The following is a 24440-nucleotide window of genomic DNA, read 5'->3' as shown; positions in this document are numbered from 1 at the left end:
TATACCAGTCAGATCGACTTCACAAACTCAGTAAAAACTTCTTTGTGTCGCCCCAGATCCATGTTTGCGGACAAGGCTACTCGGACGATATAGTCTTTGTCCCCTTCTTTGGTCGTTCCCTGTGTGGAGGTCGCCGGAATCGTCCAGTAGCATCCTTTCAGCTGGCCATAACTCACGCAATACTTACTTTCCTGAGGGATGTTTCCGATCATCAGATTGATGAGCTGAAGGTTCAGGTCTCTCTTATAAGCTTCTCTGACTTCATCGGAATCTCCTTTGGTTGGAAGGTCAAGTGAAAAGACTGAAGGGGTAAATCCTTCTTGAGCCAATTCCTCTGACACGAAATTGATCTTTGCTTCAGGTAAGGTTTCCTGAATGAAATTCACGAACTCACGGGTGTTTTGGTAAGCACCTTCAATTCGCTCGAGCATAGAAGGCATTTGCTTCGCCAGAATTTCGTATTGAAGATGTGTGGCCTCATTATCGCAGAGTTGTAAATGTGTATCGATAGTTGCTAAAAGTCGTTCCGCTTTGCTGTTGGCCGCTACGTACCCTGCGGTGCATAATCCACCGCTAGGAAACTTGGAGCCACTGATGTAGGCTAATGTACTTACTTCCGCCAGGATGTCCTGATCGCGCAGGAAATGCACATTGGGGCAGAAGGTTTGATCCAAAATAAAAACCGGTGCGGTAGCGACCTGTCCAACTGCGTTGGAGCGCTGTTTACTGAGTGCTGCTCTTAAATTTTCCAAATCAGGAACCTCTACCCGTGGATTGGTCGGAATTTCAGCAATGATGAAAGGCACCGCATCTTCCCTGGCTACCTCATCGAGTATCGAATTAACACTGCGACTCATGTCATTGCCGCCATCTACATGCAGGTCCACCACTTCGGTGTTCGGTACACACGCCGCAACGCGTCTTGCCTGGTCATTGGTGCCACCGTACGCATTAGGGGGGGTGATTATCCGTATGGGTTTACCAGGATAATTTTCTTTGGCATGATGTACAAGCCCCATCATGATAGCGTATTGTGTGGATAGCCCGCTTGAAGCAACCAGCGCATGGGTGGATGTACCTGTGATTGACTGGATGGTGTTAACAACACTGGCCTTACTAGTTTGTACATTGATCGTTTCCTGATCAGGTGTTTGCCCGACAAACTCTTGCAGCGTGGTATGACAGTCTGCGGGTGTCATCGCGATGCTTTCTCTTCGTCGCACGTGCTGGATTTCACCTATGTGGTTTTCATTGGCTTCACCGTTGATCAATACCACGCTTCCAACCTGATCATCGATATGTAGGAAAAAATCGACGTTCGGAGTGAGTTCGACATTCGTGAGATTGTCGTTGGAAATGTAAACCGAACTACCATCAAATGCGGCGACTTCATGGATTGAGGATACTTGCTGTACATCCAGCTTGTAGCCATAAATTTCTTTGACAAGCGCCAGATCAAATGCGTGTGGTAACTGCCCTTTGACATAAACTCTTGTAGGCTTGTGATCAAATAAGTTCTTTCGCAGAATGGCCATCAAGGGCATCACCTGTGAGGAGAAGCTAATGACCTGGTCGGCCTTAAGGTCGTGGGATTTGGCAATGGTCCATTCCAGGACACAAGACAAGGGATGACCAAGTCGAATGTAATCGAACGCGGTAGGAAGTGAAGCCAATGATTCCTGGCTGGTATCGTTGTTTTGATACAAAGCCTCAAAATGTTCCAAAAACTCGGTTTTGGCCAGTTCTTCATGGTAAATATCCAACCGATGGGTGGTAAGTCGTAACCAATCCGTGGGGAGGTTTTTCAGTACGTTCTCGATAAATTTTTGCACTACTGTTTCTGAAATTTTGGTCACCATGATGTTGCTATTGCAAGTATATGATAATGGAGGAAATACCCACCGGAAAAATTGATGGTAGATATATGGAAACTAAATGGGCTATCAGCTCCAAAAGTTCCCGGTGAGTGTTCACTGCGCGACTATTCCAATTCCTGATCAATCAAATGGATCACGTCTTTGATGATGGACCGTACTGAAGTATAATGCCGGATCCGGTTGATGCGGTAGCGATTCGTTTTGTCCAGTAACATCATGAATTTGGGATCATCTTTCAAGGCTTCAAAATCAAGGGGTTTATAGCCGATGGTCTGGCCATTATTCATAGTAAACTGATAATACACATCCGAGTAAGTTAGGTTACCTACTTTAACGTCCTCGAAGTAAAAATCAAATGACAAATCCGGATCGCTATTGGGCTTAAAGGAGTTGAGGTAGTAATCGTGAAAAGTGGTTGTGATGTCCGGTGTAAAGGAATTGAATTTTCTTAATCGGGGGAAGTGTCCTTCATAAAGGGACTGCAGCAAAATACGGATCTCATCATTGCTGATCAGTTCCAGTCCCATTTCTTTCAATCGATCATATGCCGCCGTGGTAGGGTAGACGTACTCATCGATTTGTATCCAGTGAAAGTCAAAACATAAGCTGTCTGTGTAGGGGCTGTCTTCTTCAATGAAATGCAGGATGTCCTGATGACTTTTGGCTCCCTGTTCTAAAATTCCTGCATCGCGCCAGACGTCTGCAAAGGTTTCCAGGATCTCAAATTTGATCTGGGCAAGTAACACCTTTTCAAGCTTCGTCCGTTTCTTATTTTGACTGATCGAATTGATCTGTACAGCAATCAAAATACCAATGACGACCAGAATGATCTCTCCTAAAGCATAAAGCAGGTATTTTCTAACCTTGGATTTTTCAATGATCCTTGTCGTGCTTTGCGGAATACTTTAGCCATTGTTTAGTCGAAACTTACAATGGAAGTAACACAAGGAAGGCAGCTTTGTTTAGATGTGGAGGGAATGGTAAGAGTGAAAAAACTTCGGACAACCTAATATCAAACCTCTTATTAGAAGGATTATGATACTCACCGATGCATTCGAAGGTCCCCAATTGGGGCATGCTCTAGCGCGTCGAACAAGCTCATTTATGGTTACATTCTCAGATTTGTATATTGACTGCCCGAAGTAGCAGCAAAATTACAGGATAGCTTTGATAAAACGTAATTCTTAAACTTATAAGGGCTTTCCTTGATAATCTAACAGCTTGAATTTTGCGGTTTCTTCCTTGGGCTTTAATAAGTCTTGTAAAAGGTATCGGTGCCTGGATCCGGTCAATATGGCAATTCTCTTGTTTGGGTTTAACTTGATGGCTCTTAGGATATTTTCAGCCATTTCTTCATTTCTCGCGGGCCAGTAATATCGAAATTTCCTGGCAACTTCATGATGTTCTTTTAGTGAATCTGTGGCCAATACCATTTGAGGTATCAATGAATAGTCAAGATGGGCTGAACGAATATCTATCTTATCATTATCAATGGAATTAAATTGATGAATGGTTGTTGATTCTCGGTAATGCTTGTAAAGTATTGCTCGCTCAAGAAAGATACGTTTCACTGTGTCCGTTTTCATATTGAATAAGGCAACGAACATTTCAGAACGCTTCTTGCCTCTAACTTCCATGTAAATTTCCTTTCTTCCCTCCCAGTCGTAAGGGGCTAAAGCAGTTTTAGGGTAGTATTTTGCATATTTGGTCGCTGCCAACATTTCCAGATTCCAATATTTTCTCAGAAATGGATAGATGCGCATGACAAAGGTGTATTTCCGTTTTAATCGATCTCCACGGAAGAAACCACTGTCCAATTCCAACAAGATCAGGTCAGGCTGGAGTTTCTCAAGATAACGATACACGGTATCCTGATTGTAGTGGTCCTTAGGAGTGTGTCTGGTACCAATGAGGTAGACCTCCGTTTCTGTTTTAGCATGAATTTCTTCCGGGAAGGAATACTGATGGGTGTAGTAAAATTGATGGGTTTGATAGAAGATGGGGGCTAGAAATACGGCAAAACCTATAACGATGATGAGTAGTCCGTAACGCAGGACTTTTCGAATATTTGGCATGTTTTGAGAGCAAGGTTTGCGGTAAGAACGATTGATGTTGCTCTCTTCTTTAGTTTGTTTTCTTAAAGTCTGTTAAATCAGATTCAAACTTTCCAAAAGCCCGAGCCAATTTTCGCTGGATCAATTGTTTTTCATTTTCCTTCCCAGCGAGTTTTAATGCTTTATTCAGATAGGCTATTTCTTGATCAGCATCCTCATTGATCCGATAAAGTTCGGCGAGTAAACACAGATAATGGTGGTCTGTTTTAAGGTCCAGCTTTAGCGCTTCTGTAATGGCTTCATCGACAGAATTCGCCATTGCCAGGGCATAAGTCCGGTTCATGGCAATGACAGGTGAATATTCAATGGTCAGCAGTTTGTTGTACAGTTGCAAGATCCGTTCCCATTTTCCTTCTGACTCATGGGTATGCCAATAGGCGATGGTGGCCTCTAGATGGTATTTGGAAATAATATCCCCGTTGGATGCACTTTGCAGGTATTGTTGACCTTTTGTAATCAGGTCTTGATTCCACTTATTTCGATCTTGTTCATCGTAGAGCAAGTCACCATTTTCACCTGAAGACCTTGCCTCCAGCCGTGAGGCATGAAAACTCATCAATGCAATGAGAGCAAATACTTTCTGCCTGGGAAAGAGGGTTTGCCGGGATAAAAAAATGGCTAATCGCATGGCTTCCCAGCAGATATCGTGTCTAATATTTACTTCCTGGGCACTGCTGTAATACCCTTCATTGAAGAGCAGATAGATCACGCGAAGTACATTGTCCAGCCTTTGGGTGTATTCTTGCGGAGTTAGGCTGGTATTGATTTGCCCGCGTTCTTTGATTACCTTCTTGGCGCGATAAAGCTTTTTGTTGATGGCCTCTTTGTTGGACAACAAAGCCTTCGCAATCTCCTCAATGTTAAAACCACACAGGATTCGCAGGGCAATACAAAGTTGAGATTCATTATTGAGTTCCGGGTCGCAAAGTACAAAGATCATATGAAGTTGACTATCCTCTATGATTTTGTCCGTGATCTCAATCGGAGCACCTTCGTCACTATCAGCGCCCAATTCCGGTGTGATCTTTTCGTCAAAGACCTGCTTTCTTCGATGATATTCGACCAACTGGTTTTGCGCCACCTTTCTAAGCCAGGCTTTCGGATATTCCGGAATGCCTTTATGCGACCAGGTTTTCAATGCCTTCACAAATGTGTCAGACACAATGTCCTCGGCAAGCTGAAGATCAGACACGCCATAATAGTTGCTGAGTACAGCAATTAAGTTACTGTACTCAGACTTAAAAATTTCGGATAATTGTTCGTCGTTCACGAGTGAATATTACGAGATCTCTCCACCCGTGTCCATGATATCCCGGACCTCAACTTTGCCACCTACCTGCAATGCAGGGCAGCCTTTGGCGAGTTCAGCAGCTTCTTCAAGGGTTTCTGTAGATACGATGATGAACCCTCCAACGATCTCTTTCAACTCTGCATATGGCCCATCTGTGATTGATCCATCGGCGTGGAGGGTCTTCCCTTCAAAGCCTAATGCTTCTCCTGAATTTTTCAGCTTACCCTGAGCACCGATCCCGCCAATCCAATCCATCCATAGCTTGATTTCTGCCTGGATTTCTTCAGGAGTAGGTTCCATGTTAGGATCTGGTTCACTGTGGAAGAGCATCATAAAATCTTTCATGTCTTTTGTTTTAAATAGTTTAAAAAATATGCGTTTATAGTCTTAATGGATGAACTTCTAAGAATTGGACAAGAAGCTAAACTTTTTTTGAATTAAAAAAGAGACACTGACATCAATGATGAGGTGAAAGGACAATTTATTTAATGGGCTTTCTTCTATCTATGGTACGGGAAGGCAATTCGTGTGAATACTTTTAGTTCGTTCCAAGGGAACATTGTAGGCGACTAGCTGATTAGATGGACTTATTACATGAATCAAGTATTCCATCAATCCTTTTCGTAGTGTAAATGTGTATGTAGCTTTGAAATGCTTTTTACACGATTAAATCATGGCTCGGAATTTTTGTGGATCGGTGGACTTTAGTGGGGTTTCGAATACCAGTATTGTGGATAAAATGGCACTATCGATGAATTTGAATAATCTGTATCAAATTGATAGTGATCGAAACGATTTTTTTTCTGTAGCTACACTTTATTCGCAGAATTTTCCAAAACCTAAGGAAAGTGCATTCATGTCCGAAATCTCGGATAAATATCTGATTAAGTCTTTCGCCTTACTCAGTAATTACGAACAGCTATTGAAGAAACTCGGCTTTACTTCGGGAGCCTCTCAGATGTCTAATGATGAATTATTGTTGAGGTTATATCTTGAATTTGGGGAGCAATTTGTAACTGAGGTCTATGGTACCTGGTCATTGGTCATCTGGGACAATAGGGAACAAAAGGTATTTCTATCTAAAAGTCAACATTCAGGAGCTTCAATCTTCTATTATCGAAGAGGTGTGAAATTCTATTTTTCGACACTACTCTGTGGAGTTTTACAAGTTGATCAAATCGGGAATGAATTGGATGAAGAAAAGTTGTTTTCAGAATTTTGCAGGTTTTGTGAATTTGAAGATAGAACGATATATCGTGATGTAAAATTTTTAAAACCTGGCCATTCCATAGCCTTTTCCAGGAAAGGACTCTCAATCAATCGTTATTGGGTGCTTGAAGATATAGGTATACGAAATGTAAAAGACGAAGGGGAATGTGTAGAGGAGTTTTTAGAACACTATAATCACGCTATAAAAAGTCGATTGAGTATACCAATGAGATGGGGGACAACTTTAAGTGGCGGTTTGGATTCTGGTTCTACTACGGCATTATTTGCTCGCCATGCGAAAGATAGAAATGAAACCGTTGAGGCTTTTTCTTATGTGCCCTATTTTGATTACTTCGACCAATTCAATTCACAAATCAGATTAGGCAATGAGCAGAGTCATATTTACGATGCTGTAAATCATTTTGAGAATGTAAACCTTAACCTCATTAAAAAGGATCCTAAAGGCTTCGTGAATTTTCTCACCAGTGACTTTGCCACTTTTGGACACCCTCCAAATACAACTAATAATTGGTGGATAGAGGAAATATGTAAGGTGGCCAAGACAAAAAATATCAATGCAATTTTTATTGCAGAAGGAGGCAATGCATCTGTTTCTTTTGCAGGCTTACCATCCTACAGAAGTTTTGGCCAATTAATGGAAGACACTAGAAATGGCCTTAAGCTCCCCATAGAAAGATTCGTTGGGTACCTGTTAAGAAGTATTGCCTCAAGTGCCAGGAGCCAATTACGTAATACCACGAAGGCCAGACAAATTCGGTTGGATTCCTATTTCGAATCTCAAACATTGGCAAGTCCGGACTTTTATCATGCAGTGAATGGACGTGAAATCATAGAAAATCAATTATTCGATAGAAACCAAAAATTTACTCCTGGAAAAAGATTTCAAATCAACAAAATAGAGCCAGGGGTCCATTGCAGATTAGGTTTGTGGAATCAATTAGGAACGAAGTATGATATTGTTTTCATGGATACAACCAGAGATGTGCAATTGCTGGAGTTTCTGGTGTCTCTGCCAAACCATATGTTTTATAAGCATGGTTCTGATAAACATTTGATTCGGAAGTCTTTCAAAGGGTACATACCTGATACAGTGTTGTTAAATAAGAAGAGAGCGATGCAGATGTCCGATATTGCCATGGTTTATCATTCGGACTTTAAGGATTTAAGCCTATGGGTTGATAAAACGATGGCATCGGATTTCTGTCAAAATTATATTGATGTAAGAAAGCTGGATATGTTTAGAAAGGGAATAGGGAACCTACGAAAACAAGATGAATCTTTTACCCATCGCCTGTTTCTTCAATCCACGTCCATTTTTCTGGCCTTCTTTTTACAATGGTTTAACCCAAATTGAACCTTCCGTTTTTTGAGATTGAACCGTCTTTAGTTTGACCATAGCATTGGACCGAAAATTATTTGACCCGCCTTATCCTGCTTATCTGGGGGCAATTCTTCGTTAGTATCTTCCCTCCCCGAATTACCCATCAATTTGGGCGGATTGATTAAGTAGATGTAATCCATCATGAGCATATCGTTATTTGATCTCAAATTCAAATTTGGGCTCCTCACTGATCACATATTGTACATCTACAGATAGGTCTTGCTCACCTTTCATGGAGATATTGTCAATGATCAGGGGCATGGTTAGACCGCTTTCCTGGATATCTAATACTTGATCATCAAACACTTTGATCTTCGTGATCAATAGGAGTAAATCTTTATCAATCAACGCATTCTTCTCAATCGAACTTGATGTTTTGGGGAATGCTGTTGGAAGTTCATTTTTCCTGAGTTTATTGCGCATGGCTTCTTTGCTGACTTCAAAGACAGGGTCCAGTTCAGTGCAATTCTCTTTGGTCAGTTCATAATTGCTCAACCCCATGGACCTGATTCCCAGCAATACTTCAATTTTCTCAGGAATAAAAACAACATCTTCATGTGATTGCTTCATCAGGTTGAGAAAAACCGAGACTTGTTGTTCCCTTGCCAGGGCTGCTTGCATGGTCTCGCTGATGATTATATCGTAGCCTTTATTGGCATCAATCTCATAGGTAGTTGCATCAGCACGTACAATCTCTATCAGATTCATCTTAAGGTCCAACTTATCTAAGAGTAATCGTAACCCCGTCAAAGTAGTGGAGTTGATGTCCAGTAGTGTATAATTTATGCGCTCTCCTTGAAGGCGTAGCATCGAGGGAAGTAAGATGGCGGCGAAAGGCCCGGTCCCGGCATAAAGTATGTGGATTTCTTTTTTCCCTTTCTTTAGGAGCGATTGTATGGCCTTATAAGTTCCTAGTATAAACGTTTTGGTCCGGTTATGATCATCCAGACAATCTACGGCCGTGTTCAATGAGACAGCTTTTCCATTTCTCCCCTGGATATGTTCTTCATTGATAGGGTTTCCACGATCGATTTCTGTTTGCACCAATAGCAGATTTCGATATTTCAGAGATGCCTCAGCAAGGAATTTTTCATCAGTTTCGTCATTGATAAAGGGAGCTGTGATCTCTAATAATTCTTTGGAGAGTTGGTTCATTATGTGATAAAAATATTGTCAGTTGTGAGCTATTGTAGCGGTTTATCAAAGATATTGACTGAGCATATTTGACACAATAATTTCTGAACAAGATGATCTGTTTGGGACATTTACCATCACTTATTGATCGAGGAGGATAGTTTTGCTGGGCCTCTAGGTGTTTTGTATAGTCTTGATCCCTTTAGAGATATTCTACCAACTGGATGTTATTGCCACAGGTATCATCCAGAATCGTGACTTTTACAACGGGCCGGGATCCAGTAACAATTCCGGTTCATCCTGTGCTTCTGATGACACCAGAGTGTATCTATTACATCGAAATGGGTTACATTAATTAGAATTTCATTAGAGACTTCTCGCGGTGCTACATCTCTTCCATCTTCTCCACCAATTCCAGATTGGCTTCCTGATCGGCTCTGCTATACCAGACATCTCTAAGCTGCTTTTGCGTAAATAGCTTCAATTGATCACCTACGTGTACGTTGCCAGGCTGGGTCGCGTTGCCATAAGACATGAGTGCTTTTGCTTTTACCTTATCTCCGAATTCCGTAGCACACACATAGCTATCGCCGTGGTAAGAATACAGCTTGCCATCATCTCCTGGTAGATAGACCATGGTTCTGAATATTCCCAGTTGACCCAAACCACCATTGCCAGGATATTCGTATTCGCCGACTTTCAATCGGAAAAGGTCACCATAAGGTACTTCCAGTGCACCCAGCTGGTCAATCTGAGCTTGCGCAATTTGCTTCACTGAAGACAAGAACTTTCCTGGGTCACCAATGGTGGATGGCGTATTGATGGGATCATCAAAGGACCACTGGTCTCCAAAAGGGAGTCCACCACGTCGAATGATGTTCATGAACAGTATAGCTCCGGTGCTGGACGCATCATAAGAAGCATCCCATCTTGTAAGTACCTCCAGAGCAGCAAGCGTCAGGCTGTCTTTGGTCATGCTTTTTAGTTCTTCAAAATCATCTTGAAGCCGCATGGCCAACTCAGACCTGGTGTCGTGTTTTAAGGTAATGAAATCCTCCAGGGTCAGGTTTTGGGCATCCATGATCAATCTGGCAGATCGTTGTGGTCGGAAACTCATCGAATTTGGTGCGATGTGTGAAGCAAAATCAGCAGGGTCAACCGTGGCAGGGACGGTGCTGGTGTAGGGTGGGTCATTGGCGTTTTGTATCCAACCAGTTTCCGGGTTGGTGAAACTGGGTACTTCATCAGCACCGTAAAATCCATCCCAAAGTTCGTCGCTGGAGGAGGTAGCAACGATCTGTTGCCATTTGTCCCAATCTCCGTTCTTTTTGGGAATGTTCCCCCCAAAATGATACAAGATGTTTCCGGCTTTATCTGCGTAAACCACATTAAAAAGTGGTAAGCCATTTTGCTTCAATACATTTTTGAATGCATTGATATCCTGCGCCTCTCCCATGGCTTTCCATTGACCTAATGGATTGAATTCTCCCTCCATATTAGCCCATTTCATTGCCACGGCTTTGTCTCCACTTTCTTTCAAGACCATTCCAAAAGCTGATTTCTTTTTCACCACCCATTGTTCACTACTAGAACCGTCCTTTTTGGTTACCACTTTCACACTATCGATCTCAAAATCTTTGTACTCTCCATCGAGTAGGTACTGATTGCCGGAAATGGTGATTTCATAGATGTCTACATTGTCCAGGGTATTCACCGTATGGGTCCATCCCAGGTTTTCATTGAAGGCTATGCCTAAAGTGGGTAATCCTACCAGCGTGGTGCCATACAGACTATTATCAGGGGTGATCAGATGAGCTTCGAAAAACAAATAAAGATCTTCCCATGGTAAATGGGGGTTGGTCAATAGCATGGCCTTTTTAGAGGCGGTTTTTGTCCCGTCCACAGCCCAGGCATTAGAACCAGGAGTCCATCTGTAGGCGCTGCCTACGTTTCGGCGGATAAGGAACTCCATGTTCATGGCCCGTGAAGAATGATTCATGACATCCATCGCCGTAACAGGTAATACTTTTTGATACTTTTCGCTAATTTGATCAGGGTACTTGCTCGCGTAACTATTCAAGCCTTTGACATAGGCTTCCACAACTGCTTTGTCGGAAGCAGGCATGTTGTTCCACGTTTTTTCTGCAGCGGTCAATACATCTGTTAGATGCAGCAGGATGTCATTTTGAGGATCATCTCCCCAATATTCTGAGGATTTAGCTCTCCCTTCGCCATAGAGTTTTAAAATCAGATCCCCATGATTTTTCATCTGTGCCCAGCCCATCATTTGGTAGAGATCGGACTCCTGATTGGCATAGATGTGGGGGATACCCCAGCTGTCCCACAGAATTTCGTTTTCGTAACTTGGGGTTGATTCTTTGACAACACATCCTGAAATGAATAGGACAGTGAATGACAATAAGATGGTTCTCATGAGTAAAGCTGGAATAAAAGTAATTAGTTCTTGTAATGGATAATAGCAAGTAAATTAATCCATTCTTTTTGATTTAATTCAACAACTCAATCACTTTAAGTCGTGGTTGAATCTGGCTATGGAGAATGATCACGCTTTCCGAGGATTAGCCTAATTTCCATTTCAAGGGGTACTTCGTGCAACCCTTATGAATGTCAATTGTCTTGTAACCATATTTTTTAAAACTTCTTCAAATCAATGAGACCTGTCCTTTTTAACATTACTTTATTTTTTTCGCTGGTTGCCTCTGCCCAATCTGAGTGTGGTTGTGAGCAAGAACTTGACTTTGTTATAAGCTATTATGAGAAAAACCTGGCGAGTTTTAGTGATAATGTCAACGATGAGAATAGGACTGATTATGAACTATTTAAGGAGGATTTGCGAAAGGAAGCCAGAACAGTCACTTATAAAGCAGATTGCTTCAGGGTGTTGACTTATTACGTAGAATTCTTCAAAGACAACCACGCGAGTATTCGAATGAGAAGTGAAGCAATTGATGAAAGTGACGAAGCTGCGGTCAGCGCGTTTCTGGCTTCTGACTTGTATCAAAGAAGAGAAGTTTATGAACTCACAGAAGCGGATTTAGAACAATACCCTATAGAAAATATCCGCGGAATATATCGTATTGGTGATGTTTATGAAATTGCGATTATTCCTAATAAAACTCCTTTCAGGGATTACATCGGAGTGATTTTGTCGTCTTCCAGCAAGCTCTGGAAAAGAGGACAAATTAAATTGGAAATCAAACAACTGGGCGATAATCACTATCAGGCATTTTCATATTTGAGAAATCACTCGCTACGCTTTTCGGGGAGATACAAGTTGAAGAATGGTATTTTGGGCGATTCCTGGGTGAAAAGCACTAAAACAGATGAGCATAACTACGCCACCAATGAGGATCGGAGTTTCCATTTCAAAATGCTCAATGATAGTATTGCCTATTTGCGGATTCCAAGCTTTTCAGGAGGATATGGAGCGAGAATTGATTCGCTATATCAAGTTGCAGATGAAACCATAAGACAAACACCCTATCTGATTGTCGACGTTCGAGACAATGGGGGCGGGAGTGATAACAATGTGAGTCCATTGTTGCCATACATTTATACCAATCCAATTAAAGGAGATCGTGTAGAGCTATTGGTGACGGAAGACAACTTGAATCTGTGGAAATCCTGGCAAGCAGAGTGGCAAGCAGATGATCTTAATTATGGTCCGGAGCAAGTCGAATGGATCAGCCATGAAGTAGCTCGAATGGAAAGGGCCAAACCAGGAACCTGGATTATCAGAAGCAAAGGAGGGAGTACAAAAACCAAAGATGTGGCTAAGCATCCCAAATCAGTAGCCATCATTCAGAATCAGTACTGCGCGAGTTCTTGCGAAACCCTGCTCTTTTGGGCAAAAGAGAGCAGCCGAACCATACTGGTTGGCGAAAATTCAGGTGGTTACGTCGGTTATGGTGAAAACGGAGGGCTTAACACCCCTTGCTACGACTTCAGTTTGACTTGCACGATGACGCGCTACGAAAAACAAAGAAAATACGAAGCAGAAGGAGTCGCACCGGATTACTTATTAGAATACGATCGCGATTGGATGACACAAACGATTGAGTTGTTAGGGCAGGAGTAGCGTTTTCGGGGCTTCTTTACACATTGCGATTGCGTCTAATTTATCGCAATACGAATAGTACACTGATTCAAGTCTTTATGACCGCCAGTTGACCTATACCACCACTGTAATCGATTACTTTCGGGTTCAACCAATTTTCAGTTGTTTCTTTTGAATAAGCCGTTTTTTTTCGCTCTAGTATAAACTGAAGCAAAAGAGAGGGAATCAAACGCTATCCTTTCGAACAAAAACAAAATTAGAATGAGAAGAATCACTACTGCCTTCATGACTTGTCTACTGATGGTTTCATTTGCCAATAGCGCATTGGCACAGGATGACATCACAGATGCAGATCTGAAAGACTATGCCATCATCTTAATGGCCCAGAAATCAATTACCGATAAAATCAGCCCGATGGTGAATGACTTGATTGCTAAGCAGGACGGTATGACTGGTAAAAGATTTCAGGAGTTGAGAAAAGGTGAAGGTGAGCCAGCACAAGAATGGGAAACCAGCTTTCTGAATGTTGTAAATGGTCAGATCAAGAAGAAACAAGACGCGGCCAAGTCTGTTGTAAGCACACTTGCCAAAGGAAGCCTTGGAGCCAAGAAATACTCCGCTATCAAAAAAGCACTTAAAGCGGACTCAGCCATGAAAGCGAAAGTGGATGCCATGGTAGCTGCGGTAAATGGAGCTGCGTAAGTAGTTTTACATTCGATATCACATTCAAGTAAAAGGACGGCAAATAGCGGTCCTTTTTTATTGTTCATCACAAAAAACCTTAGTTCTGTCCCAATTGTAATGCGACTTTTTCTTAATTCGCATTTGTAATGCTTCTTGTTCAAAATCCTAGCGAAGAGTGCGCAATGCAAACGGCAAAAAGAAAGCCAGCCCCTGATTGGACTGGCTTATAAATGATTTGATATGGGAAACTATTGCTAGCTGACGGGCAAGATTTATTGATCCCTCGGATCCTCTGTAGGTTCAATTTTGTATTCCTTTGGTGGAACGGCACCCTTAAGGTGCTTAACAAAATAATCCCATCTTCTACGTGCCATGTAATTGCGATCTGCACCATAGCCATGACGTGCATTGGGGAAGATGAGTAGATCAAAATCTTTGTTTGCTTTGATGAGGGCATCCACCACCAGATACGTATTGTAAGGAGGAACATTGTCATCCATGCCACCGTGGGCCAACATTAGTTTTCCTTTCAGGTTCTCGGCATTGAGTTGATTGGCCTGTCTCTCATAATTGTCGCCTTCGAGTTTTCCAATGTAGCGCTCTCCCCAGTCGTCTTCGTAGTTGCGGTTATCATGGTTACCGGACTCGGAAATACCGACATCATAGAAATCTGGATAATTGAACATGGCAGCGGCGGTTGCAAATCCACCTCCCGAGTGTCCCCAAATACCGACCTTGTCCAGGTCCATGTAAGGGAATTTGGTGGCAAGTTGCTGCATGCCGGAGATCTGATCAGGTAAGGTGTTGATGGACATTTCGCCGTAGCAGGCATCATGAAAAGCTTTTGAACGGCCCGGGTTGCAACTGCCTTCGATCACCACTACCACAAAACCCAATTCTGCCAGTGCCTGATGATCGCCTCTAGAAGTGGTAAAGTTCCAGCCCCGTACACTACCTCCTTGTGGACCAGGATAGACATAATTGACCACAGGGTATTTTTGATTGGGATCTAAATTACCAGGGGTAAAGATCAGGCCATAAAGGTCGAAATTACCATCAGCGGACTTGACGGAAATTGGGGTAGGAGCTTTCCATCCTGTGGCAGTAAGCCGTGAAATATCAGACTTCTCCAGCGTCTCAATCAATTTTCCATTCATATCGCGAATGACCGAAACAGGAGGGACGTTTGGTTGAGAGTAATTATCTACGAAGTATTGGAAGTTTGGAGAAAAACTGAGGCGATGATTTCCGTCTTCTGGTGTGAGTAACTTCAATCGCTTGCCGGATAAATCAACCCGATATAAATGACTGAAATAAGGATTGCGTCCTGCTTCCCGTCCATTCGCTTCAAAAAAGATGACGCCACGCTTTTTGTCGATATGTTTGACTTGGGTCACGACAAAATCGCCCTTGGTAATTTGATGCTTAAGCTGACCATTTTTCGCATCGTACAGGTACAAATGCCCCCAGTTATCACGCTCAGAATACCAGATCACTTCGTCGCTATCCTCCAGATAGTGCCAATTGATCGCCCCCTGTCCTGATTCATATTGTGTTTCCACTTCTTCTTTAAGGATATCTCTGACTTTACCGGTGGTGGCATCTGCAATTCTGAGTTGCGCTATTTTGTGATCCCTGGTGGAGGAGACAAAAACCAATTGCTCACCATCATTGATCCATTGATTGTCGTCAAAAGCCCCTGAGCAAATGATTTCATCACACAAGGTGCCACGACGATCATCCGCAGGCATATCCAGGCGGATCATTTTCGCATTGTCTACATCGATGATGACACGTTCGATTTGAATGACTTTCTCATCCGTAGGCAATGGATATTTCCAGCTTTTCAAGGTGGGTTCTCCTACATTGGTCGTCACCAGATGCATATCAGATACATGCCGCTGATCTTGCTGAAAGGTGGCAATCTTTCTGGAATCCGGTGACCATAATACAACAGGCCGTTCTCCCTGACGCCAGCCTGCATTATCAGTGGCATAGCCATAGTTTTCAATGCCATCTGTAGTGAGTTGCTTTTCTTCACCACTATCCAGATAACGTACCCACAGGTTCCAATCCCGGATAAAAACTACTTTACTTTCGTCCGGGGAAATAACTTCTTTTCTCCAATTGTATGTTGGTGTTTCCTCCTTAGCAGTAAGCTTTTTATTCAATTGGTCTTTGGAGTCAAAGACAGTTTTCTTCTTCCCCTTAATGTCATAGAGAACAAACTCTTTGCCATCCTTGATGAGGTTTTTGTACCAAAGCAGGTTGTCAGACTCCCAGGTGGGTCGGACATAGGTCCGATCGGCGTATTGGGAAGTGTTGAAGGATAATTGGCTTTCTGCATGTTGATATTGAGCCACAGAGATCTGATCCTGGGCACCTACCAAAAAAGGAGCAAAAAGTAAGCATAGAAAGAGTAGGTTGCTTGATTTCATGGGGTTAAAATGCGTTGATTTCAGTTGACAAACTTGCTTAAAAATGTTGGAGGTCAAATGAATTTTTTAACGGACTGGGGTTAAAGATATCACGGTCTGGCTATCGGCTCCAATAAAAAATTGGTGACTATTCTGTTGGAGGGAGTTTTGAGTTATGCCAAATGAGCGGACCAAATTTGGATTCATATTAGTGCTTGAATTTCCGTGGATTTCATCATGCCTTCAGCCCGAGCCCCTTCCAAGGTGTTTTTTATTTTCCTTTTCTTGATCAATACGTGAACGAATTCCAATTTAATTTCTTTGATGTAGGCTTTTGGTGTTTTTTTTGTTAGTTCCTTGATCAGCCTGTAGGTCTTACTTCGACGAACATTGAATTTATGAGGGACATCATCGACGGATAAATTGGGATTATCGATCCGATCAATGATCAATTGGTTGATGTTTTTGATGATTGACGTTGAATTCGAGGGTTCAATGGTCTTTGATAAATCGTCTAATTATTTGCCGGTCTCCGGAACTTACCTGGATATAATAAATGCCCTTAGCTAAATGGTGCACATCTATGGATATCCTTTCTTTTTGTCGGTATTCTTTATCGAAAATAAGTTGAACCTCTGGGTCATACAGCCTGATATTAAAGCTCTTTTTCATGGTGATGGGAATATTCAACTTTAAGGATTCCGTCACAGGATTTGGATAAATTTTGAAACTACTATTCAAGTAGGGGCTGCTTAGAACCAAGGAGATCGAGTTAAGTTGAAAGGACAATGTATTTTCATAGGTGCCCCCTCGTTGGTCATTGACGTTGATTCTGATTGATAGTTCTTGGTCAATAAGATCCTGATAATTGCCAATGGTCAAAAGCGTGTCACCCCTAATTTCAAATCGACTGTTATGGTCATCACCTTCCCCAGGCACCAGTTCAATGGAATGCTCATCTGCGACATCCGGGTCATTCACCAAGATCCAACCTACTTCCAGTTGGTCGTCAACAAGAATTTCCAGTTGTTTGATTAATTCAATTCCTGTAGGAAAGTGGTTGTACGCTGGTTGGTTGTCAAAAATTGCTTTAGCTAAGACCCGTTCTTCAGGGTAGGTATCAAAGTATTCAGCAAACAGGCTGTCGTAATAACTGACGGCCAGTTGTGTATTTGATTCATTTGAACCAACGGCCAGATGGAATTCTCCATTGAAAAATGCTGAATTTGGTGCATCTTCAGTCATCAAAATATTAATTCCTTCAGGATCGCTGTTGGAATATAGTTTCAATGAATAACTGTCAGGGAGGTTAGTGTCTGTATTAAGGTCAGGATCACTTAAGAATATTGATCCGCTTAATTCGGATTGTAGATAGATGTTCTTATTAAAAGATAAACTGGCTTCGGATAATTCGCTATCGTAAACACTGAAGAACAATGAAATTGAATCGACTCCATCATTTCCGTCCTCAACGAATAACTGGAAGGAATAACCACCGGGTGCTGATGGTGTCCAATGTATGGAATCGCTCGTAACTTCCATTCCGGGAGGGGCATGCTTCAATCGATAAGTAAGTGAATCTGCATCTGGATCGTATGTTTGAATAATAGCTCTGTAAGCCTGACCCAACCTTATGTTTTCGGGTGAAAATATCAGTGAAATTGATGGGGGATTGTTTACAATCGAACTGATTAATGCCAATTCATGAATATTTGAATAACTGGATTCTTCTAAATTGAGATCGTATGCGGTTACTGCCATTTCATATGACCTGCCCGGTGTGAGATCTTGCAATAATACGCTTGTGGTGTCTCCGACATTGTAATCAATCAGGATATTATCCAGCGTTGGTTGACCTACGTAAACATAATATCCGAGAGCATTTTCAACTGTATCCCATTCTAACATTAAATTTTCCTCTTCTGTGAGTGTTGCAGAAATTTGGGGAGCTTCCAGGCTACTGTTATTTTCAATAAGGATTGGTTCTTCAGCGTATTTTGCGATGGGCGTATTGTCAGAATCCTTTATGACTCCATAGATGTAGTAAGCTCCAGGAGGAACTGATTCAGTGTTCCAACTGATTGAGTCTGCCTCATCGTCTTCAAAGATCGGACCTTCTATCAACAATCCATCGGCTCCTTCAGCGTCCATATCGTAGTACCAGGACACTTCGGCATTGCTATCAGGGTCTTCGTCGCGCCATTTAATTTTGATTTCCTTTCTTTCGGGATTTTTTTCTATCTCTTCAATCTCCAGCGAAGCTCCAAACCTTTGTACAATGACATCAATTTCATGGGTGATTCGTTCCAGATAAAGCTTGAAGTCACCGGTAATAGGATTGGAAATGATATAATAGGCTTGATTCCCCTCTTCATACACAGTATAGGTGATGTCAAAGTCTTCCGCATTATCCTGATCGATTATCTGCCCATTTGGCAATTCCAGTTGAAAATTCGGAATATCTTCCAGGTCCTCGACGCGGATAAATAGATTTTGAACATCTTCATCAAGGGTGAAGGAGTATTCTACAAAATCGTTAGTTCTGCCAGGTGGAGGAGTGAAAATGATACTTCTTCCTTCGAGACGATTCTTTCTTTGTGCATCAAGGTCGTTTTCCAATTGATGGCTTCCGGCAATTCTGGATTTGGTGCTGAAAATGGACCCGTTTTTAGATTCAAAGCCTTTGGTGAAATCTGATTTAATTTTGCCATTCTCGTAGGTAATACATGCATTTACCGGGATTTTCACAATCCTCACTCTGGCACAAAAACAAGTATTATCAAGGTAGGTGTCAAATCTGCCAAGCTCATATGGTGCTTTCTTGTAGACCAGGTTCAATGGAAAGTCTTTGGATTTTGGAATTTGAATGATCAATCGTGATTGACCTGAAACATGATATTTTTCATTAATTCGTTGAATAGAGAAGTCACTTTGTCCTATTAAAATATCCAGCAGGTTGATCATGCCTTCTGCATTGATCAGGCCTGGTTGTACCGTTATGCTACCACTTGCTACATCTTTACCAAACAGTTGAATTGTTCCATAGCCAATAAGTTCGGTTTTGAAGGTATAGGTCACCGTCATATTATCTAATCGAACAATGTCGAAATTTCCTTGTGCTGTAGGAATAATGTCCACACCCAATGAAAGGCGAATTGGAGTACTTTGTAAATTCTCAAGTGAGGCATTTCCACCAGCTAAACTAAATCCCGTGGTTCCGAGAGGAATACCCGGTGTGGCTTCTATTTCGACAAAGACAGAATTTAGTTTGCCTTGTTTTATGGTAACCGCAGCATCAAGTGTGATGCCATTTTTCAGCATGTTAAATCCCAGAACTCCACCACCTTCAAAGCAATTTTCTGACGTATTAAAGTTGAAAAATGCGCTTTCTAAAGTAAGGGTTTTGTAGAGGCGCAATGCTGGATTGATGCTCAACGCACCTGTAACCTGAAGACCTTTAGATTTCGAAATGTTGATTTCTTCAAAGAATATTTCAGAGTCCTCTCCAAAGATGTTATCAGGTAAGTCAACAATTCCATCAATGCTAACAGCAGATGCTTGGAGCGTGATAGATCCGATCTGCAATGGTATTCCTGCCATGTAAAGACCGTCGTTGATCTTATTGAGAAATTTCTCCGAATCCAATATGTTTTCCTGAACTGAAAATTGATAAGCCCCCTCGTAAAGTTTGATTTCCCCACCATAATGTCCTACTCTGGGGATATTCTCAAGAAAGATCTCTCCATTTCCTGAAATAGATAAATTTTTCGTGTCAATGCTAACTTCTCCATCAAGGTTCAAAAAGTCATTTACCTTAACATCTCCGGAAAGCATGAGAATATCTCCATCTTCCTTGACCGTCTCAGCCGAAATCGTGAGTGACCCAATCTCTATCTGTTCGGGTCTTTCTTGTGTGATCAATAGTTCTACTGGATCTTCCAGACCATCTCCTGTTACTTCAATCATTTCAGAACGTTCCTTGAACCCTTTGTTCTCTTCTATGTCTATGTTGATGGTTTGAGTACCTGAACCTTCGTGTGCTGAAAAAGAGACCCAGTCAATATCATTTTCAATCATCCAGTTCAGATTGGAATTGATGGTAAAAGTGCCCGATTGCGCTTCTGCATCGAATGCCAGCTGCTCTTTATCGATCTCGAGATAAGGCTTTGCTTCTTGTGATACAGTGATTTCAATGGGCTCAATACCTCCATAGACGGTAACAACTCCAGATCTACTGTCTTCATTATCGTTCTGATCTATGGTCGCAGTTACGGTTTGATCTCCAGTGCCCGTTGATGGACTTATTGAAATCCACGTGAAGTTTACATCAATATTCCAGGAGATATTCGTATTGATATCAAATTGACCAGTACCTCCCTTGCTGTCAAAGTTCAAATGTGTAGGATTTACCGTTAGTGTTGGGTTAGGTAATTGCGTGAAGGTCAAAGTTTCGTTTATATCCGATCCCGAATCAGATCCATTGATTTGGATAACAGCAGTACGATTTTCGGATAGTTCATTTTCTGTGAATGAAATGGTAATCACTTCATTTTCAGTGCCTTCAGTTGGAGATACGGTGAGCCAATTAGAATCTGCCTCGATACTCCAGGAAATATTACTCGATAGATCTACAGATTCCGATCCTTCTTCATAGGTTACTTCAATCGAAGATGGATCTATCGTGATAAAGCCAGATTCTGGCGTAGGTTCTTGTTCAACCTGCACAGTTGTAGAAATGCCGGAGCCTGTAATGCTCAAAGTAGCTTGTCTTGAAGAATTTGTTGAATTATCTGATACAGTAACAGAAATGGTCTCATTTCCCATTCCAGAGTCAGGCGTGAAAGTAGCCCATGAATCGGAGCTGCTAATTTCCCAATTCACGTTTGATGTAATTTCGAAGGTTTGACTTGACGAGGTGGCTTCAAAATTTAACGTCTCCGGATCTACGGAAATTTCAGGGATTGTTGTCATACCCGCTTGATCAATTGAGAGTGATGAACTCAGCCCATCACCAGATATCGTTATTGTTCCTTGTCTTTCGTTTTCATCTGGATTTGATTCAGCAGTGACCTCAATTGACTGGTTGCCGGTTCCTGAGGTCTCACTGATCGTAAGCCACTCATTATCATGATTCAGTGTCCATGATACATTAGATGTGATGTCAAAAGATTCCGTTCCGCCCGATTGGCTAAAAGTTAGGCTAGAAGGTGATATAGAAAGTTCTGGTGCAAAAGCCGATTGCTGTATGGTCACAATCTGAGTCAGGTCTCCACCGGTGAAAGTAAGTTCTGCACTGCGATCCGTAGTTTCAGAGTTTTCTGAAATATTCAGAGAGATATTTTGATCGCCTGAAGAGCCCGAGGAAGGATTAATTGAAATCCAGGAAACATTGGCCGAAGCAGCCCATGATAAGTTGGAGGTAACAACGATTGTTTCTGTTCCACCTGAACTGGATACTTCAAGGGTTGTCGGGGAAACTTTCAGTTCTGGCTCAAAGGCCGATTGCTGTATGGTCACAATCTGAGTCAGGTCTCCACCAGTGATAGTAAGTTCTGCACTGCGATCCGTAGTTTCAGAGTTTTCTGAAATATTCAGAGAGATATTTTGATCGCCTGAAGAGCCCGAGGAAGGATTAATTGAAATCCAGGAAACATTGGCCGAAGCAGCCCATGATAAGTTGGAGGTAACAACGATTGTTTCTGTTCCACCTGAACTGGATACTTCAAGGGTTGTCGGGGAAACTTTCAGTTCTGGCTCAAAGGCCGATTGCTGTATGGTCACAATCTGAGTCAGGTCTCCACCAGTGATAGTAAGTTCTGCACTGCGATCCGTAGTTTCAGAGTTTTCTGAAATATTCAGAGAGATATTTTGATCGCCTGAAGAGCCCGAGGAAGGATCAATTGAAATCCAGGAAACACTAGTTGAAGCAGTCCATGATAGGTTGGAGGAAACAACGATTGTTTCAGTCCCACCTGAACTGGACGCTTCAATGGTTGCCGGGGAAACTTCCAGTTCCGGCTCAAAGGCTGATTGCTGTACAGTAACTTTCCGAGAAAGCCCCCCTCCAATAAAAGTTAGTTCTGCACTGCGATCCGTAGTTTCAATGTTTTCTGAAATATTCAGAGAGATATTTTGATAGCCTGAAGAGCCTGAAGAAGGATCAATAGAAAGCCACGAAATATTGGTAGAAGCAGTCCATGCTATGTTTGAAGTAAGGGAAAGAGTTTGTATTCCACTGGAGCTAGAGACTTGAATGTTTGAGGGAGATATATCTAACTCCGGTGCTGATTGCTGTAAAATGACTTTCCGAGTGAGTCCTCCACCGATGAAAGTAAGTTCTGCGCTACGATCCGTAGTTTCAGAGTTTTCCGCAATATTAAGTAAGATATTTTGACTGCCTGAAGTGCCTGAAGAAGGATCGATTGAAATCCAGGAAACATTACTAGCTGCTGTCCAGGACACATTAGAATTGAGTGAGATGGCTCTTGTTTCACCTGAACTGGCTGCTTGAATAAAGGTTGGAGAAACGTTGAGTTCAGGAATGGGTAAAATGTTGATTTCGACATCATCAATATTGTTGGTCTCGCTCGTCTCTTCTACTTGTTTTTTGTAGTCAGAGTAAAAGATAATGTAGTATTTCCCCGGAGGTGTATCGGAAGGAATAGTCAGGTTCAATTCTTCATTATCCTTTTTATCATCGAGTCCGAGACCTGAATCCAATTCCCCTAAGAGTAGATCGTTTTCATCGTAATCATCATCTGTCGAAAGATAAAAGCCTAAAGAAATGTCCGGTAAATCAGATCTATTCAGGTTGCCTTCGTATTTGTGTTCACAAGTGGCCTTGACAGTACTTCCAGGGTAAGTAGTTGTGGGCGATATTTCTTCGTCAGACGTTCTGACATCATTTATTCCCTCTATTTCGAAACTGGCGGCCGAGATATTATTGTCTTCTCTTGATTCCGAATAACGATCATTATAATCCGCCACAAAAAGAATGTACCAATTTCCTGCACGAAGATCATCAGGGACTGTAAATTCATAATTTTCATCGTCATACTGATCGTTTACAGATAGTGTTGATGTACTTTTCCCCAAATATTTATCTCCGTTATCCCATATGAGGTCATTTGATAGGTAGTAAGCCATTTGGACCTCTAAGGTTGAAGTGCTTGAACCGTCATAATATTGACGTGATTCAAGAGAAATTTCTTCGCCTGGTTCTCCTTTTTTCGGATCTACATCCCTGATTAGTGGGAAAAAATCAGATTGAGAATGCGCAATGAAATGCATGCTTAATAGCACGAAAATCAAGGTGGTTTTGGTGGTCATATGAGAAGGTTGTTTAAAAGAAGCCTTCTTATGGAGGCAGTTATTCAATGCATTTCATTCAAAATTTACGAAACGAAACCGTCTCTTAAAAATTTTATTGATTTAAATCTGATCTGCTGATGGGCAATTGGAGGTGATTATAGCTTTACAGGTATGATAATCTCAGTTCTTTCTGCACCACATTCCCCACCTTTTCCTAAAACTCCCCAAAATCCCCACTTTTCCCCACCACTTTTAGAAATGTGGTGAAAATTATTTAAAATCATCACTTTTAGGCTGCTTTTGAGCTAACTGCCTCATATATGCCCATTTAGCTAAGTGTGCTTTTATCACTGATTTAACACAATATTTTGCTGTTTTTGAGTTATAATGGAAAATTAGTGTGATGAAGTGGGGGAAAGTGGTGTAAAATGTTTGATTTTGTCTATCTTAGCATCGGTGGTTTATATTTTTTAGGCTCATATGGCGTTTTTTACAAGCGAGTTTGAGTGTAAGTTGGATACTAAGGGGAGGTTAGTCTTACCTGCAAAGATTAAGGCTAATCTCCCCGAGGTTTCTTCCAACGAGCTCGTCCTGAGAAAGGGCTTTGAGTCTAATCTCACGTTATATCCAATGTTGGAGTATAAGAAGCTTCATAATCGGATATCTGCTCTTAGTGATTTTAACCCCGAGCAAAGAAGACTGAAGAGAATGTTTTTCAAGAGCATAGCCCAGGTAGAGCTGGACAGTGCGGGTAGGATTTTGATCCCGAAAGCTATGCTTGCTCATGCCAGCATCGAAAAAGAAGCGTTACTGATTGGCGTGGGCAACTATATTGAAATATGGAATCCGGAGGTACTTGAGAGTGAGTCCATTCCGGATGCAGATATGTCCGAGTTGGCTCAGAAATACCTCGACGAATAATA

Annotated in this window: 14 protein-coding genes; 4 read left to right on the top strand and 10 right to left on the bottom strand. The window is 41.9% G+C overall.

The genetic code is table 11. The features are described from left to right. Positions 1-8: 8 nt before the first annotated feature. From R8G66_19815 to R8G66_19795, 5 genes are all read right to left on the bottom strand, one after another. Complete coding sequence (locus R8G66_19815; protein ID MDW3194635.1) at positions 9-1859, bottom strand: cystathionine beta-synthase; 1851 nt, start codon at positions 1857-1859, stop codon at positions 9-11. A gap of 122 nt (positions 1860-1981) precedes the next feature. Further along, on the bottom strand, positions 1982-2683 hold the full coding sequence (locus R8G66_19810; protein ID MDW3194634.1) for a hypothetical protein: 702 nt from the start codon (positions 2681-2683) through the stop codon (positions 1982-1984). 384 nt (positions 2684-3067) lie between these two features. Next, the gene (locus R8G66_19805; GenBank protein MDW3194633.1) at positions 3068-3952 is read right to left on the bottom strand and encodes a DUF5694 domain-containing protein; all 885 of its coding nucleotides are present in this window, start codon (positions 3950-3952) and stop codon (positions 3068-3070) included. A 49-nt stretch (positions 3953-4001) separates the two neighbouring features. Continuing rightward, positions 4002-5261 (bottom strand): sigma-70 family RNA polymerase sigma factor, encoded by a 1260-nt coding sequence (locus tag R8G66_19800; protein ID MDW3194632.1) that lies wholly within the window; start codon positions 5259-5261, stop codon positions 4002-4004. Positions 5262-5270: 9 nt separating this feature from the next. Continuing rightward, positions 5271-5627 (bottom strand): YciI family protein, encoded by a 357-nt coding sequence (locus tag R8G66_19795; protein ID MDW3194631.1) that lies wholly within the window; start codon positions 5625-5627, stop codon positions 5271-5273. Positions 5628-5955: 328 nt separating this feature from the next. Between R8G66_19795 and R8G66_19790 the strand changes: the two genes are divergently transcribed. Continuing rightward, a complete protein-coding gene (locus tag R8G66_19790; GenBank protein ID MDW3194630.1) occupies positions 5956-7866 on the top strand; it encodes an asparagine synthase-related protein in 1911 nt (636 codons plus the stop codon). A 180-nt stretch (positions 7867-8046) separates the two neighbouring features. On the opposite strand, the gene R8G66_19785 is transcribed toward R8G66_19790, so the two are convergent. Both R8G66_19785 and R8G66_19780 read right to left on the bottom strand, forming a co-directional pair. After that, a complete protein-coding gene (locus R8G66_19785; protein MDW3194629.1) occupies positions 8047-9048 on the bottom strand; it encodes a hypothetical protein in 1002 nt (333 codons plus the stop codon). 364 nt (positions 9049-9412) lie between these two features. Further along, positions 9413-11461: a penicillin acylase family protein gene (locus tag R8G66_19780; protein ID MDW3194628.1), complete on the bottom strand. Its 2049-nt coding sequence runs from the start codon at positions 11459-11461 to the stop codon at positions 9413-9415. 237 nt (positions 11462-11698) lie between these two features. On the opposite strand from R8G66_19780, the gene R8G66_19775 reads away from it, so the two are divergent. Both R8G66_19775 and R8G66_19770 read left to right on the top strand, forming a co-directional pair. Beyond that, a complete protein-coding gene (locus R8G66_19775; GenBank protein ID MDW3194627.1) occupies positions 11699-13126 on the top strand; it encodes a S41 family peptidase in 1428 nt (475 codons plus the stop codon). 240 nt (positions 13127-13366) lie between these two features. Continuing rightward, positions 13367-13807 carry a hypothetical protein gene (locus R8G66_19770; protein MDW3194626.1) on the top strand — a complete coding sequence of 147 codons (441 nt, stop codon included), beginning with the start codon at positions 13367-13369 and terminating at the stop codon, positions 13805-13807. A gap of 254 nt (positions 13808-14061) precedes the next feature. On the opposite strand, the gene R8G66_19765 is transcribed toward R8G66_19770, so the two are convergent. The 3 genes from R8G66_19765 to R8G66_19755 form a co-directional block, all read right to left on the bottom strand. Continuing rightward, on the bottom strand, positions 14062-16227 hold the full coding sequence (locus tag R8G66_19765) for a DPP IV N-terminal domain-containing protein (GenBank protein MDW3194625.1): 2166 nt from the start codon (positions 16225-16227) through the stop codon (positions 14062-14064). A gap of 182 nt (positions 16228-16409) precedes the next feature. Next, on the bottom strand, positions 16410-16658 hold the full coding sequence (locus R8G66_19760; GenBank protein ID MDW3194624.1) for a hypothetical protein: 249 nt from the start codon (positions 16656-16658) through the stop codon (positions 16410-16412). A 40-nt stretch (positions 16659-16698) separates the two neighbouring features. Next, positions 16699-23535, bottom strand: coding sequence for a BACON domain-containing carbohydrate-binding protein (locus tag R8G66_19755; protein ID MDW3194623.1), 6837 nt, complete (start codon positions 23533-23535; stop codon positions 16699-16701). A gap of 462 nt (positions 23536-23997) precedes the next feature. Here R8G66_19755 and mraZ point away from each other — a divergent pair, with 462 nt between their 5' ends. Then, positions 23998-24438 (top strand): division/cell wall cluster transcriptional repressor MraZ, encoded by a 441-nt coding sequence (mraZ, locus tag R8G66_19750; GenBank protein ID MDW3194622.1) that lies wholly within the window; start codon positions 23998-24000, stop codon positions 24436-24438. Positions 24439-24440: the final 2 nt, after the last annotated feature.

Source organism: Cytophagales bacterium, from assembly GCA_033344775.1.
In the GTDB taxonomy this organism is placed as follows: Bacteria; Bacteroidota; Bacteroidia; order Cytophagales; family Cyclobacteriaceae; genus JAWPMT01.
This window is presented reverse-complemented; position numbering and strand designations above follow the sequence as displayed.

Coding starts and splice junctions, on each gene's coding strand:
- R8G66_19765 (MDW3194625.1), bottom strand. CDS start 16,227: ATGAAATCAAGCAACCTACTCTTTCTATGCTTACTTTTTGCTCCTTTT.
- R8G66_19795 (MDW3194631.1), bottom strand. CDS start 5,627: ATGAAAGATTTTATGATGCTCTTCCACAGTGAACCAGATCCTAACATG.
- R8G66_19755 (MDW3194623.1), bottom strand. CDS start 23,535: ATGACCACCAAAACCACCTTGATTTTCGTGCTATTAAGCATGCATTTC.
- mraZ (MDW3194622.1), top strand. CDS start 23,998: ATGGCGTTTTTTACAAGCGAGTTTGAGTGTAAGTTGGATACTAAGGGG.
- R8G66_19815 (MDW3194635.1), bottom strand. CDS start 1,859: ATGGTGACCAAAATTTCAGAAACAGTAGTGCAAAAATTTATCGAGAAC.
- R8G66_19780 (MDW3194628.1), bottom strand. CDS start 11,461: ATGAGAACCATCTTATTGTCATTCACTGTCCTATTCATTTCAGGATGT.
- R8G66_19805 (MDW3194633.1), bottom strand. CDS start 3,952: ATGCCAAATATTCGAAAAGTCCTGCGTTACGGACTACTCATCATCGTT.
- R8G66_19775 (MDW3194627.1), top strand. CDS start 11,699: ATGAGACCTGTCCTTTTTAACATTACTTTATTTTTTTCGCTGGTTGCC.
- R8G66_19770 (MDW3194626.1), top strand. CDS start 13,367: ATGAGAAGAATCACTACTGCCTTCATGACTTGTCTACTGATGGTTTCA.
- R8G66_19785 (MDW3194629.1), bottom strand. CDS start 9,048: ATGAACCAACTCTCCAAAGAATTATTAGAGATCACAGCTCCCTTTATC.
- R8G66_19790 (MDW3194630.1), top strand. CDS start 5,956: ATGGCTCGGAATTTTTGTGGATCGGTGGACTTTAGTGGGGTTTCGAAT.